12 protein-coding genes are annotated in these 14,739 nt (G+C 66.2%); 11 read left to right on the forward strand and 1 reads right to left on the reverse strand.

The window, feature by feature from the left end:
• The first annotated feature begins 178 nt into the window (after window positions 1–178).
• The 3 genes from ACREB7_RS06520 to ACREB7_RS06530 are packed head-to-tail and all read left to right on the forward strand — an operon-like array spanning window position 179 to window position 2,454.
• Window positions 179–1,042, forward strand: a complete 864-nt coding sequence (locus ACREB7_RS06520) for an alpha/beta hydrolase (RefSeq protein ID WP_431591482.1) — start codon at window positions 179–181, stop codon at window positions 1,040–1,042.
• Window positions 1,043–1,063: 21 nt separating this feature from the next.
• On the forward strand, window positions 1,064–1,627 hold the full coding sequence (locus ACREB7_RS06525) for a carboxymuconolactone decarboxylase family protein (RefSeq protein WP_431591483.1): 564 nt from the start codon (window positions 1,064–1,066) through the stop codon (window positions 1,625–1,627).
• A gap of 5 nt (window positions 1,628–1,632) precedes the next feature.
• Entirely contained in the window at window positions 1,633–2,454 is an 822-nt protein-coding gene (locus tag ACREB7_RS06530) for an SDR family NAD(P)-dependent oxidoreductase (protein WP_431591484.1), read from the forward strand.
• A gap of 133 nt (window positions 2,455–2,587) precedes the next feature.
• Here ACREB7_RS06530 and ACREB7_RS06535 read toward each other — a convergent pair whose 3' ends face one another.
• Complete coding sequence (locus ACREB7_RS06535; protein ID WP_431591485.1) at window positions 2,588–3,064, reverse strand: methylated-DNA--[protein]-cysteine S-methyltransferase; 477 nt, start codon at window positions 3,062–3,064, stop codon at window positions 2,588–2,590.
• Between the two features lie 144 nt (window positions 3,065–3,208).
• Between ACREB7_RS06535 and ACREB7_RS06540 the strand changes: the two genes are divergently transcribed.
• The 8 genes from ACREB7_RS06540 (at window position 3,209) to ACREB7_RS06575 (ending at window position 14,678) form a co-directional block, all read left to right on the forward strand.
• A complete protein-coding gene (locus tag ACREB7_RS06540) occupies window positions 3,209–4,444 on the forward strand; it encodes an MFS transporter (protein ID WP_431591486.1) in 1,236 nt (411 codons plus the stop codon).
• 68 nt (window positions 4,445–4,512) lie between these two features.
• On the forward strand, window positions 4,513–5,691 hold the full coding sequence (gene purT, locus ACREB7_RS06545; RefSeq protein WP_431591487.1) for a formate-dependent phosphoribosylglycinamide formyltransferase: 1,179 nt from the start codon (window positions 4,513–4,515) through the stop codon (window positions 5,689–5,691).
• Between the two features lie 29 nt (window positions 5,692–5,720).
• Window positions 5,721–8,534, forward strand: coding sequence for a DNA polymerase I (gene polA / locus ACREB7_RS06550; RefSeq protein WP_431591488.1), 2,814 nt, complete (start codon window positions 5,721–5,723; stop codon window positions 8,532–8,534).
• Between the two features lie 122 nt (window positions 8,535–8,656).
• Complete coding sequence (locus ACREB7_RS06555; protein ID WP_431591489.1) at window positions 8,657–10,354, forward strand: Hsp70 family protein; 1,698 nt, start codon at window positions 8,657–8,659, stop codon at window positions 10,352–10,354.
• The gene (locus tag ACREB7_RS06560; protein ID WP_431591490.1) at window positions 10,351–11,952 is read left to right on the forward strand and encodes a hypothetical protein; all 1,602 of its coding nucleotides are present in this window, start codon (window positions 10,351–10,353) and stop codon (window positions 11,950–11,952) included. The genes ACREB7_RS06555 and ACREB7_RS06560 overlap by 4 nt, the downstream gene beginning before the upstream one ends.
• A 20-nt stretch (window positions 11,953–11,972) precedes the next feature.
• Complete coding sequence (locus ACREB7_RS06565) at window positions 11,973–12,476, forward strand: hypothetical protein (protein WP_431591491.1); 504 nt, start codon at window positions 11,973–11,975, stop codon at window positions 12,474–12,476.
• A 219-nt stretch (window positions 12,477–12,695) separates the two neighbouring features.
• A complete protein-coding gene (locus tag ACREB7_RS06570) occupies window positions 12,696–13,373 on the forward strand; it encodes a CDP-alcohol phosphatidyltransferase family protein (RefSeq protein ID WP_431591492.1) in 678 nt (225 codons plus the stop codon).
• 66 nt (window positions 13,374–13,439) lie between these two features.
• The gene (locus ACREB7_RS06575) at window positions 13,440–14,678 is read left to right on the forward strand and encodes a hypothetical protein (protein WP_431591493.1); all 1,239 of its coding nucleotides are present in this window, start codon (window positions 13,440–13,442) and stop codon (window positions 14,676–14,678) included.
• Window positions 14,679–14,739: the final 61 nt, after the last annotated feature.

The raw sequence follows: 14,739 nt of genomic DNA on the forward strand, positions 1-14,739 counted from the left end.
CGATCTTTTCCTATCCGCGCCAGCATATCGCCGGCGCGGATAGCCGGGCTGCGTCTATTCGCTTGACACGAAATATCGAATAGGAGACTGTTTGCACTCAATTGTAAAAAACATATATGAGGGTGAGATGATCGGACGTGATCCAGACATAGCCGCGTTCAAGGAACAAATGGCCGCGATGACCGCATTTCGCGCGGCGGAGCCCGTGAGTGTCGAAGAAGAACGGGCGCAGTTCGACGCCTTCCATGGCGCGATGCCGCTCGCAGAGGATTGCGTGATCGAGCCGATCGTCGCCGACGGCGTGCGCGGCGAGCGCATCACCCCGCACGGCGCCGACACGAGCCGCGCCTTGCTCTATCATCATGGCGGCGGCCACATTTTCGGCAGCGCGCTCAGCCACCGGCATCTGGTGTCGCGCCTCGCCGTCGCAGCCGGGGTCGTTGCGTTCAACATGGATTATCGGCTGGCGCCAGAGCATCCCTATCCGGCGGGACTCGACGATGCGGTCGCGACCTATCGCTATGTGCTGGGTCAGGGGTTCGCCGCCGACCAGCTGGTTGTCGGCGGCGAGTCCGCGGGGGGCAATCTGACCGTCGCGCTGCTGCTGAAGCTTCGGGAACTCGGCCTGCCGCTGCCCGCCGGGGCCTATCTGCTCAGCCCGTGGCTCGACCTGACCCTCGCAGGCGAATCCTATGAAGCCCGCGCGCCGCACGACCCGATGATCACGCGCGCGGCGCTCGACCGATGCGTCACCGCCTATCTGGGCGATGGCGCTTCGGCGGACGATCCGTTGGTGTCGCCGGTGAAGGCCGATCTTGCCGGGCTGCCGCCGCTGCTCATCCAGGTCGGGACCGACGAGCTGTTCCTCAGCGATTCCACCGCCTTCGCCGAGCGCGCCGCGCTCGCGGGGCTCGACGTCGAGCTGCATGTCTGGGCCGAGATGGTCCACGCCTGGCCGCTCTTCCACCTCGCGCTGCCCACATCAGGCCCCGCCGCGATCGCCGAAGCCGGCGCGTGGATCGCGCGCCGCCTCGCCCACTGACATAAAGATACGGAGAGATTCATGCGATTAGACGCCCCCCGCATCGCGCCGCTGCGCGAAGACGAACTGACCGAAGAACAACGTGCGATCCTCGCGCCGCTGCTCGCTCAAATGCCGCTGCTCAACATTTTCGCGACCCTTGTTCGCACCCCCGCAGCGCTGAAGGCGTTCCTCGCCTGGGGCAATTATATCCTCGCCCCGAACGGCAGTTTGACCCCGCGCCAGCGTGAGATCGTTATCCTGCGCGTCGGTTTCTTGTGCAAATCAGGCTATGAATTCGCCCAGCATGAGCAGATCGGACTCCATTCGGGGCTGTCGGCCGACGAGATCGCACGCATCAAGCAAGGCGCGGAGGCGGGATGGGAACCGGGCGAAGCCGCGCTGATCCATATGGCCGACGAGCTGATCGCCGATCATTTCGTCAGCGGCGCGACCTGGGCGCAGCTGCGCGCGCAGTTCGACGAAACCCAGTGCATGGACGCAGTCTATACGGCGGGTCAGTACACACAGGTGTCGATGTTCCTGAACAGCTTCGGGGTCCAGCTCGACCCTGGCCTGACGCTCGATCCCGATCTGAAAGGTTAAGTATGATGGCAAGACTGGAAGGCAAGACCGCGATCATCATCGGCGCCGGGCAAACCCCGGGCGATACGATCGGTAATGGCCGCGCGATGGCAATGCTGTTCGCGCGCGAAGGCGCCGACGTCCTGTGCGTCGACCGCGACCTTGCGCGCGCCGACGACACCGTCGCGGCGATCGCCGCCGAGGGCGGCACGGCGTGGAGCCACGCCGCCGACATCGTCCGCGCCGATGATGTCGCGGGTATCTTCGACGCTGCGCTGGCGCGGTGGCGCGAGATCGACATTCTCGTCAACAATGTCGGGATCGGCATCACCGGCGCCGAAGCCGACGGCCCGCCGCACATGGCGTCTGAGGCGGCATTCGACACGACGCTCGACGTCAACCTCAAGGGCATGTGGCTGACGATCAAGGCGGCGATCCCGATCATGCGCGCGCGCGGCGGCGGATCGATCGTCAACATCTCCTCGCTCGCGTCGGTCGCGGGCGATACCGCGATCGCCTACATGGTCTCGAAAGCGGCGGTGAACCGCCTGACGCTCGCGGTCGCGAGCTCGAACGCCGCGCATGGCGTGCGCTGCAACGCGATTTTGCCGGGGCTGATGGACACGCCGATGGCGATTTCGGCGACGGCGGCCGCGACCTCCGCATCCGCTGCCCAGGCGCGGGCGGCGCGCGACGCGCGCGTGCCGCTAAAGGGCGGCATGGGCGACGCATGGGACACGGCCTATGCCGCGCTGTTCCTGGCGTCGGACGAGGCCAAATATATCACCGGCGCGCTGCTGCCGGTCGATGGCGGCTTCACGACGCGGGTCGGCAATGCGGACGGATAGATGCAGGACCGTGCGATGACCTATTCGACGACCTTCCAGGGCGACCAATTCGGCGGATAGACGGTCAACGCGCCGGACTCGCCGCTCAAGACCGCAAGGGGCATTGGCGTCGGATCGACTGAGTGGCGGCGCGCTATCCTTCCAGTTCGAGCAGATATTTCTTCGCCTCCAGCCCGCCCGCAAAACCGGTGAGCTGCCCGCCCGACCCGATGACGCGGTGGCACGGCGCGATGATCGAGATGGGATTGCGGCCGTTGGCGGCGCCGACCGCGCGCGAGGCGCTCGGCTTGCCCAGCTGGGTCGCGATCTCGCCATAGCTGCGCGTTTCGCCGAACGGGATGGTCAGCAGCGCCGCCCAGACGCGCTTCTGGAAATCGGTCCCGGCAAAGGACAGTGGCACATCGAAGCGGCGGCGAGCCCCCGCGAAATATTCGCCAAGCTGGCGTTCGGTCTCGACGAGGACGGGATGGTCGCCCCCTTCCCGCAGCGGCCCGAGCGGCACCCGGCCCGGCCGATCATTCTCCCACAGAATGGCGGCGAGCCCCGCGGCGTCGGCGACGAGGGTCAATTCGCCCACCGGCGACCAGATGGTTTTGGCAATATGCGTCATGCTCTCGATCCTTGAACGGCGTTGCCCGGCTTATGGCAAGGTCCGACGCCCATGGCGTCCCGTATCTTGCGTCCAATCCTGTGGCCGATTTTTCTGGCCTCGGCGTGCCGCTGTGATAGCCATGGCCCCGGGCAGGGGACAAATATGGCAACGACCATCGACGGCACTCGCCATAGCAATGCGCGGCTGACCTGGGTCGTCGTGCTCATCGCGCTGTCGGTCCTGCTTAACTATGTCGATCGCGGCGCGATCGGGGTCGCGGCGCCGCTGATGAAGGAAGAGCTGAAGCTGTCGGCGACCGGTTTCGGCGTCGCGGTGTCGGCCTTTTTCTGGGTCTATGCGCCCGCCTGCCTGCTCGTCGGCTGGCTCTGCGACCGCTTCTGCGTCTACCGCGTTTTTGCCTTTGGCGTCGCCATCTGGGCGATCAGCACCGCGCTCACCGGTTTTGTCGGCGGGCTTGCTTCGCTGATCCTGCTCCGCCTGTTCCTCGGCCTCGGCGAGAGCATCGCCTTTCCCGGCAGCAGCAAGATCTTCGCCGCCGAAGTTCCGGCCGAGCGCCGCGGCATCGCCAACGCCTCGGTCTCCGCCGCGCTCGCCTTTGGCCCCGCGGTGGGGGTGCTGTTCGGCGGTGCGATCCTCGGCGAATGGGGATGGCGGCCGGTTTTCTGGATCTTCGGCCTCGGCACCCTGTTCTGGCTGATCCCCTGGCAGATCGCCTCGGCGCCGCTGCGCGCCAGGAGCATCGCCGCGCCCGCCACCGAACGCGTTCCCCTCGCGCACCTGCTCCGCATCGGTACGCTGTGGAAAATGGGGGCGGTGCATTTCCTCTCCAACTATGGCTTCTACTTCCTCCTCGCCTGGTTGCCGCTCTATCTCATCAACACCGAAGGCTATTCGATTCCCGAGATGACGGCGCTGACGACGCTCGGCTTCACGACGCAGGGCATCGTGGCGCTGGGCGCGGGATGGCTGTCGGACCGCATGGTCGCGCGCGGCGCCGAAGAGGGCGAATTGCGCCGCAAGCTGATGATCGCGGGCCATCTGTCGACCGCAGCGGCGATCGCCGGGATCGGCGCCAGCGACGGCGCTTTCGCCCTCGCCGCCTGGCTCGCGCTCGCCGGGGTCGGCACCGGGCTGATCGCAACCAACCTGTTCGCCATCGGCCAGATCTTCGCCGGCCCGCGCGCCGCAGGCAGCTGGATCGGGGTGCAAAATGCGCTGGGCAATGTGTCGGGCATCGTCGGACCGATCGTCACCGGACTGATCATCGACTATCTCGGCGGCTATGGCTGGGCCTTTGCATCGGCCGCCGCGCTCGCCGCGCTGGGCGCGTTGCTGTGGTGGAAACTCATTCCCGACATTCGCGCCGTCGCGCTGTGACGCATCGGCTGGCCAATCGTCCCGCGCCTCAGTAGAGCGCGGGCATGTCCTTTGCTTCGGAGCGCGCCATGACCCCCACCGCCACCATATTGCTGCTCGGCTCGGGCGAACTCGGGCGCGAATTCGTGATCTCGGCGAAGCGCCTCGGCTGCCGCGTCATCGCCTGCGACAGCTATGAAGGCGCGCCCGCGATGCAGGTCGCCGATGGCTTCGAAGTCTTCTCGATGCTCGACGGCGAGGCGCTGCGCGCCACGATCGAAAAGCACCGCCCCGACCATATCGTCCCCGAGGTCGAGGCGATCCGCACCGAAATCCTCGCCGAGGTCGAGGCCGAGGGCTTTCATGTCGTCCCCAGCGCCCGCGCCGCGCAACTGACGATGAACCGCGACGCGATCCGCGACCTCGCCGCAAGCGAACTGGGCCTCACCACCTCGACCTTCGAATATGCCGAAACGCGCGAAGAACTGGTCGCCGCCGCACACCGCATCGGCTTTCCGCTCGTGGTCAAACCGGTGATGTCCTCGTCGGGCAAGGGCCAGAGTACGGTCAAGACAGCGGCCGACATCGATGCGGCGTGGGACTATGCCGCCGCCGGCATGCGCGGCGACCGGCTGCGCGTGATTGCCGAGGCCTTCATCGACTTCGATTATGAGATCACCCTGCTGACCGTGCGCCACACGCAGGGCGTCGCCTTCTGTCCGCCGATCGGCCACCGCCAGGAACGCGGCGACTATCGCGAAAGCTGGCAGCCCGCGGCGATGTCGACCGCCGCGCTGCAATCGGCGCAGGACATGGCGACCAAGGTCGTCGACGCGCTCGGCGGGCATGGCATCTTCGGGGTCGAGTTTTTCGTGAAGGGCGACGCGGTGATCTTTTCCGAACTTTCGCCCCGCCCGCACGACACCGGCATGGTGACGCTGATCTCGCAGTCGCTGACGCAATTCGACCTCCACGCCCGCGCGATCCTCGGCCTGCCGATCCCCGCGATCGCGGTTCCCGCCGCCAGCGCCAGTGCTGTCCTGCTCGCCGACCGCGACGCGAGCGATTTCGCGATCACCGGCCTCGCCGAGGCGCTCACCCCGCCCGATGCCGAAACCTCGGTCGACGCCCGCATCTTCGGCAAGCCGGTGACGCGGCCGTACCGCCGCATGGGCGTCACCCTCGCCAAGGTCGCGGGCGGCACCACCGACGCCGCGCGCGCCGCAGCGGTCGTAGCGGCGGCAAAGTTGCGGATCGACTATCGCTAGGCCGCATCGCCCCTGCTACATCCCGCGCCATGCCCGAAAAGAATCATCTCTATCTGGTCGATGGCTCCGGCTATATCTTCCGCGCCTATCACCGCCTGCCGCCGCTCACCAACCCGCAGGGGACGCCGGTCGGCGCGGTTTATGGCTATACGACGATGCTGTGGAAGCTGGCGAAGGACCTGCACGACGCCGACGGGCCGACGCATCTCGCGGTGATCCTCGACCACTCGAGCAAGTCGTTCCGCAACGACATCTACGACCAGTATAAGGCGAACCGGCCCGAGCCGCCCGAGGATCTGCGCCCGCAATTCCCGCTGATCCGCGACGCAACGCGCGCTTTCTCGCTGCCGTGTATCGAGCTCGAGGGATTCGAAGCGGATGATCTCATCGCGAGCTATACCGAGGCCGCCGTCGCGGCGGGCTGGGACGTCACCATCGTGTCGTCCGACAAGGATTTGATGCAGCTCGTGCGTGAACCCACCGACGGCTCGCCGCACGTCGACATGCTCGACACGATGAAGAATGTCCGCATCGGGCTGGACGGGGTCAACGAGAAGTTCGGGGTCACCCCCGACCGCGTCGGCGACGTGCTGGCGCTGATGGGCGACAGCGTCGACAATGTTCCCGGCGTACGCGGGGTCGGCCCGAAAACCGCAACCAAGCTGATCGTCGAATATGGCGATCTTGAAAGCGCTCTCGCCGGCGCCGAGACGATGAAGGCGTCGAAGCTGCGCGACAATCTGATCGAACATGCCGATATGGCGCGACTGTCGCGGGTGCTGGTCGAGCTGAAACGCGACACGCCGCTGCCCGACACGCTCGACCAGCTCAAGCTCGGCGCGATCCCGCCCGCGCCGCTCAAGGCCTTTCTCGACGAACATGGCTTCCGCTCGCTGTCGGCCAAGATCGATGTCGGCGCGACCCCGGGTGGCCCACCGACCCTGCCGCGCGCAAGCGCCGCGCCGGTCGCCGCATCGGGTGCGCCCTCGACCCCGACGCTGCCACCGATGCCCGCGATCGACCGCTCGCTCTATGAATGCGTGACGACAGTGGAAGCGCTCGACCGCTGGATCGCCGACGCCCGCGCCGCGCATGTCGTCGCGGTCGATACCGAAACCGCGACGCTCGACAGCGTCACCGGCGACCTCGTCGGGGTCAGCCTGTCGACCGGCGCCGGCAAGGCCTGTTACATCCCGCTCGGTCATGGCGGCACCGACATGTTCGCGGAGAAGCCCGAGCAGATTCCGATGCGCGACGCGCTCGATCGGCTGCGCGTCCTGTTCGCCGACGATGCGGTGCTCAAGGTCGGTCATAATCTGAAATATGACATCGGCGTGCTCGCGCAGCACGACATCACCGTCGCGCCCTATGACGACACGCTGGTGATGAGCTTCGCGCTCGACGCGGGCAAGCATCAACACGGGCTCGACGAATTGGCGAAGCTTCATCTCGATCATAGCTGCATCGCGTTCAAGGACGTCTGCGGGACCGGCAAGTCGCAGATCAGCTTCGCCGAAGTCCAGCTCGACCGCGCCACCGAATATGCCGCCGAGGATGCCGAGGTCGCGTGGCGGCTGTGGAAATTGCTCAAGCTGCGCCTGCCTCTCGAAGGCGGGACGCGCGTCTATGAGATGGTCGACCGGCCGCTGGCCGCCATCGTCGAGACGATGGAACGCGCGGGCATCATGGTGAACCGCGATTACCTGGCGAAGCTGTCGGGCGAGTTCGCAACCGAAATGCTGCGCATCGAGGGCGAGATCCACGAGCTGGCGGGCCAGCCCTTCGCGATCGGCAGCCCCAAGCAGCTCGGCGAAATCCTCTTCGACAAGCTCGGCCTGAAGGGCGGGCGCAAGGGCAAGTCGGGCGACTGGTCGACCGATCAGAATGAGCTCGAACGGTTGGAGCGCGACGGCGTGCCGATCGCGCGCAAGATCCTCGAATGGCGCCAGCTGGCAAAGCTCAAATCGACCTATACCGACGCGTTGCAGCAACAGATCAACGCGAAAACCGGCCGCGTCCACACCAGCTACAGCCTCGTCGGCGCGCAGACCGGACGCCTGTCCTCGACCGACCCGAACCTTCAGAATATTCCGATCCGCACCGAGACCGGGCGCCAGATCCGCGACGCCTTTGTCGCGGCGCCCGGCCATGTCCTGATCGCCGCCGACTATAGCCAGATCGAACTGCGGCTCGCCGCGCATATGGCCGATGTTCCCGAGCTGAAGGAAGCCTTTGCCCAAGGGCAGGATATTCACGCCGCGACCGCGATCGAGCTGTTCGGCGAAAGCAACCGCGACACCCGCGGCAAGGCCAAGACGGTCAATTTCTCGATCCTCTACGGCATTTCGCGCTGGGGCCTCGCGGCCCGGCTCGAAGTCACCCCCGACGAGGCACAGGCGCTGATCGCGCGCTATTTCGAGCGTTTCCCCGGCATTTCGGACTATATCACCGACACGCTCGAAAGCGCCCGCGCCAAGGGATACACCGAGACTTTGTTCGGCCGCAAAACCTGGTTCCCGCGCATCAAGGCGCCCAACCAGAATGAGCGTGCGGGCAGCGAGCGCGCCGCGATCAACGCCCCGATCCAGGGCACCAGCGCCGACCTGATCAAGCGCGCGATGGCGCGTATGCCGGCGGCGCTGGCCGAAGCGGGCCTCGCCGACGTCAAGATGCTGCTGCAGGTCCACGACGAACTCGTCTTCGAAGCGCCCGAGGACAAGGCAGACGCGGCGGGCGCGGTGATCCGCCGCGTGATGATGGGCGCCGCCGAACCCGTGCTGACGCTGTCGGTCCCGCTCGAGGTCGAGATCGGCACCGGCAAAAGCTGGGGCGAAGCGCATTGATTTCGCCGCCAACTTTGCATTGATTGCCGCCACCACATATTGCAGGTCGCAAGGCATGACCGCGCCATGGCGCGGCTATGCCGGTTTGCGGCGCAGCGCTTGAGGGATATTGCGGGGGTAGAATGATCGTCGGCATCGATTTGGGAACGACCAACAGCGCAGCAGCAGTTTTCGACGATGGCGAGGCCCGACTGATCCCCAACGCGCTCGGCGACCTGCTCACCCCGTCGGCGGTGGCGATCCTGCCCGACGGGACGACGCTCGTCGGCAAACCCGCACTCAACCATTGGGCCGTCAAGCCGAGCGAAGCGGTGACCAGCTTCAAACGCTTCATCGGCACCAACCGCACCATCAAGATCGGCCGCTTTTCCTTCCGCGCCGAGGATCTGTCGGCGATCGTGCTGCGCAGCCTGAAGGAAGATATCGAGGCCGCGACGGGCGAAGAGGTGACCGAGGCGATCATCACCGTCCCCGCCTATTTCAACGACAAGCAGCGCAAGGCGACGCGCCGCGCCGGTGAGCTCGCCGGATTGAAGGTCGCGCGCCTGCTCAACGAACCGACCGCCGCGGCGCTGGCCTTCGGCATCGCCGACCGCGAGGATCGCGAACCCTTCCTCGTCTTCGACCTTGGCGGCGGCACCTTCGACGTCTCGATCGTCGAGATGTTCGATTCGATCGTCGAGGTCCGCGCCTCGTCGGGCGACAACCGGCTGGGCGGCGACGATTTCACCAATGCGATCGTCACCCACTGGACCGACGCCTATCAATTCCCCGCCGACATCCGCAGCAATTTGCTGCAGGCGCGGCTGTTCCAGGCCGCCGATGCGGCGCGGCGCACGCTGACCGACCATGACGCGGCGAATGTCACGCTGACCCTGGGTGACCGGCAGTTCGAGCTGGCGATCGACGCCGCGACCTTCGAGAAACTCGCCGAGCCCTTGCTCGTCCGGCTGCGCGATCCGATCCTGCGTTCGCTGCGCGACAGCAATTTGCGCATCGAGGCGCTGAGCGACATCGTCCTCGTCGGCGGCGCGACGCGCATGCCGATCGTGCGCAAGGCGATCACCAAGATGTTCGGGCGATTCCCGAACCATGTCGTCCATCCCGACCATGCCGTCGCGATCGGCGCGGCGGTCCAGGCCGGGCTGGTCGAACGCAATGTCGCGCTCGAAGAGGTGCGGCTGACCGACATCTGCCCCTTCACTTTGGGGGTCGAGGTCACCGAATATGACAGCCACGGACGGCTGCGCGGCGGGCTGTTTTCGCCGATCATCAGCCGCAACAGCCCGACGCCGATCAGCCGCACGAACAATTATTCGTCGATGTCGGACAATCAGACGCACATCAAACTCAACGTCTATCAGGGCGAATCGCGCGAGGTCGCGAACAATATCCTGCTCGGCACGATGGAGTTCCCGATCCCGAAGAAGCCCGCCGGGCATGTCTCGATCGATTGCCGTTTCACCTACGACACCTCGGGGCTGCTCGATGTCGATGTCACGATCCCGGAGACCGGCGAGACCCGGTCGATGCTGATCACCGACGACAGCGATGCGCTGAGCCCCGAACAGCTCGAGGCGCGGCGCGGCCAGCTCGCCGCGCTCAAGACCCACCCGCGCGACGCGGCGGAAAATCAATATGTGCTCGGCTGGGCCGCGCGGCTTTACGAGGAATTCATCGACGAGCGGCGCGAGCATATCGGCCGTATGCTGCTCGATTTCGAAGGGGCGATCGAAACGCAGGACCCGCGCACGATCGAACAGGCGCGCACCGCCTTCTCCGCCGCGCTGGAGGAGCTCGAAAAGGATTTCCGGCTGTGACCGCGCCGCACTGGCCATGGACCATCCTCGAGATCGAACCGACCGAGGATCGCAAGGCAATCCGCGAAACCTATTCGCGCAAGCTCAAGGCGCTCGACCACGAGGCCGAGACCGAGGCCTATATGGCGCTGCGCGACGCCCGCGACGCGGCGCTGTCGGGGCAATTTCTGCTGCCCCCCGGCGATGGCGCCGAGGAGGATGATTTCGGGCTCGGCACGCCGCTGCCCGACGGCGAAAGCGACGCGCCGCGCGCCGCCGAACCGATTCCCCAACCCGAGCCCGCCGAAAAACCGGTCTTCACGGTCGAATATAGCGACGAGGACGACAAGAGGTTCAACCGCGTTGTCGCGCTGTTTCTCGGCGATGGCGAGCTTACGCGCGACGAATCGCTCGAACTCCGGCAGCATCTCGACGCCCTGCTCGCCGACGACCGACTGGGCGACCTCGGTCATTATGCGCGCGTCGAAGTCTGGCTCGCGCAACTGCTGGCCGACCGCTATCCGCGCGGCGCCGACCTGTTCCCGCGCATTGCCGCCCATTTCGATTGGGGCGAACGCGCGCACGAACTCGGCATCCATCCCGCCATCCCCTGGCTGTTCAACGCGCATGAGGGCCAGAGCCTGGTGCGCGAGCTCAGCACCCCCGGTCACACCTATCACCGCGAATGGGTCGAACTCACGCGCGGCAAGCCGCAGGGCCCGTTGTGGACGCGCGCGGTCGACAAGTCGCGCATGGCCAATCTGATCGGGACGATCCGCCGCGACTATCCCTGGCTCGAACAGGAGCATTGGCAGCCCGAACTGGTCGCGCGCTGGGAAAAGAAGGTGGCGGGCGGCACGCCCAGCGGCCCGAACCCATGGGTTTGGCTGGTCTTCGTCGCGCTTTTCCTCTCGGCGGTCGGCCGCATGATCGGCAGCGAGGACGCGGCAACGCGCTCGCAGGAAATGGCCGCGTCGAGCCTCGCGAAGACCGCTGCGGCGGAGGCCAATGTCCTGCAATTCCTGCAAAGCCGGTTTCCGCAGGCCGCCGAAGATGGGCGCACCATCGTCACGCTGCAGAAAAACAGTCCACAGAGCTATGAAAAGCTGGCGGAGGCCGGGGCCCGGTTCGACGCGATGGGCGACGAACGCGATCGTTTGATGATGAAGGAAATCCAGGAGATCTATTTCTACATCATCGATAAGCTGCCGTATAAATTGCAGGTCGCCGATGCCAAATTCCGCGCCGCCACGCTCAAGGGACTGCAGAGCGACCCGCAAGCCTGCGCCGCTTTCCTCGCCAATCCGCGCTCCTATTTGCGGCAGGTCAACAATGATGCCGGCATCTCGCCCGACTATGATTATCAGATGTTCTCGGTCGTCCACGACGAATATGGCGCGCGCGAATGGCCGCTGGTGCACAAGAATTTCAGCATTCCGGGAGAGGTCGTCGGCAAGATCATCGATCGTTCGGGCCTGTCCGAAGCGCGGCTGCGCGCGGCGATCGGGACGGACACCGCGCCCGACGCCGACGTCTGCATCGCGAAGCGCAGCCTGTACGAGATATTGACCGAAATACCGGAGGCGCAGGCAAGCAAGATCTTGCCGGCGCTCATGTAAGCCGCGACAAGGCCCGTTCCATGATCGCCCTGCTTCTCGCCATGCTGTCGCCCGCCGACCCCGCGCCCGTACCGCCGCCGGTGGTCGAGACCGTATCGCAGCCTGTCGCGATCCCCGCGATCGCCGAGGAAGATATGCGCCTGTTCGCGGCGCTCAACGGGCGCAAGGTCGCGGGGCGTCCGGTCGGCGGCCCCTATCCCACCGCCGACAAGATCCTGATCCTGTCGCGCGACGGTCGCGGCAATCCCGAAATCGGCGGCAGCCTGGCGATGCCGGTGCGCCAGTCGCTGCCCGCGCCGCCTGCGGGCACATTGGCGATCGTCCGGCTGCACCAAAGGTCCGAAACGGTCGTGCCCGGGCCGACCGCCGACGATCTCGCTTTCGTCGCCGCCAACCGGATTCCACTGTTCGTCATCGGCGAATGGGCGCGCCCGGCGCCGATGTGGGAGGTGGCCTGGCAGGGCGACGGCGTGCGCTACCGCGTCATCGGCGACGTCGGCGAAATCGGCCCCTGGCAGGATTGAGCGGCGCCATTCGGTCTCTGGCCCGAAACGGCTGACGCCGGGCGTGCTGGCGCGTCCGCGCATCGGCTATTCCCCCGAAACCCCCGTCATCCGCGCCCGACCGGGACGATGCGGCGACGAAGCCGCCCGCGCTGCCCTTCCCCTGCCCCAGGATTGCGCCTATGACAGGGGCGTGACGTCTGGCTGACACAGATGTGACAGTCCCGACGAAAGGCCGACATGAGCAGCATCCCCCCGCAGGCGGCGACCCCCACTGTCCGCATCCAGCAGAATATTCTCGCACGCGGCGAACGCCGCGTCCTCAACTGGATCTGCCCGCGCCTTCCCGCCTGGGTCACCCCCGACCAGCTGACCACGCTGGGCTTCCTCGGCGCAGTGATGGTCGCGATGGGCTATATGCTCAGCTGGCTGAGTCCCGCGTGGCTCTCGCTTTCGATCGGCGGCTATTTTGTTCATTGGTTCGGCGATTCGCTCGACGGCAGCCTCGCCCGCTGGCGCCGCATCGAACGGCCCTCCTATGGCTATTTCGTCGATCATAGCGTCGACGGCCTCGCCATCTTCATCATGGTCGGCAGCATCGGGCTCAGCCCCTATATGCGCTTCGACGTCGCGCTGATCGCGGTGATCGGATATCTGCTGCTTGCCATCCACAGCTTCCTCGCCGCGAAGGTCGTTGGCGAATTCCGCCTGTCCTACATGGCGGGCGGGCCCACCGAACTCCGGCTGATGCTGATGACGATGACTGCATTGATGCCGGTCATCGGCGGCGCCGACGTCGGCGGCACCAATTTTTCGCCCTTCGACCTGTTCGGCCTTGTCATCTCGAGCATCCTGGTCACCCTGTTCGTGACGCAGAGCTTCGCCACCGCACGCTCGCTCGCGCATCGCCGCGACTGACACGCCCCGCTTTTCGCTTGACTGTATTGCTATAACAATACAGTTTGGCAAAAACAGGAGCGCGGCATGACAATTTGGAAATCCGCATTCGCCGCCGTGCTGGTCGCGGCGCTGCCCCTTGCCTCGCTCGCCGCCGCCGATCCCGCCCCGGCCGAGCCCGTCGAGATCCTGCCGATCGCCTTTTCCGCAGACGGCCTGTCGGGGCCGGGTGGCGAGCGCCTGCGCGCCGAATTGGCCAATGCGCAATTCATCGCGCTCGGCGAGGATCATGGCTTTGCGGGGTCGCCCGAACTCGGCATGGCGCTGGCGCATGATGCCGCCGCGCTGCCGGGTGCCAGCCCGCTCTATCATGTCGTCGAGGTCGGACCGGTCACCACCCGCTGGGCCGCGCACAGGTTGCGCGACGGCGGGCTTGACGCGCTCGGCCGATCGCTCGCCGGACGCCCCTATGCCATGCCCTTCCTGTCGAACGCCGACGATGCGGCGCTCGCGCTGCCTTTCGCGCGCGCGGGGCGGCTATGGGGCATCGACCAGGAATTTGTCGGCGGACCCGCCATCCTGCTCGACCTGCTCGCCGAACACACGAAGGACCGGGCGACGTTGGATCTGTTGGCCGCTTGGCGCGACAAGGACAAGGCGGCGCTGGGCGCTGGCCAGTTCGACACGATCCTGCTCCAGACCGCGACGCCGGCCGACTTCGCCGACCTGCGCCGGCGCTTCACCGGCGATGTCGAGGCGCTGGCGATCATCGACGCGCTCGCGAACAGCGCCACCATCTACCAGCTCAACGACAGCGGCCGCTATCTGGAGAATAATGAGGTGCGCGCGGCGCTGATGCGCGACATTTTCCTCCGCGCTTTTCGCGATGCAGCGCCGAACCGGCCGGCCGTGCTGTTCAAGATGGGCGCCTATCATATGGGGCGCGGCACGACGCCGACGTCGATCTATGACATCGGATCTTTGCTCCCCGGCCTCGCCGCCGCCAATGGCAAGACCTCGCTCCACATCGCCTATGTGCCGATGGCGGGCCGCGTCCGCACGGTGAAGCCGTCGCCGACCGCCTTTACCGCCGTCGCGCCCTATGAGGACGAAGCGATCGGCCCGATCCTCGATGCCGCCGGCATCGCGCGCGACAGCCTGCCCGCGACCGGCCATGTACTGATCCCGCTCGCGCCGCTGCGCCACAAATTGCAGGGCAAGGCGCTGCGCGAGCTGGCAAGCTTCCCGCGCTTCCTGCTGCTCGGCTTCGATTATCTGGTCACGACGCGCGACGCCAAACCGGCGACGCATTTCGAGGCGCGCTAGTCTAAAAACACCGTAGCCCTGAGCTTGTCGAAGGGCGCCTATCCGAGAAGCGCCCTTCGAC

It is taken from the genome of Sphingopyxis sp. (assembly GCF_050725615.1).
Classification (GTDB): domain Bacteria; phylum Pseudomonadota; class Alphaproteobacteria; order Sphingomonadales; family Sphingomonadaceae; genus Sphingopyxis.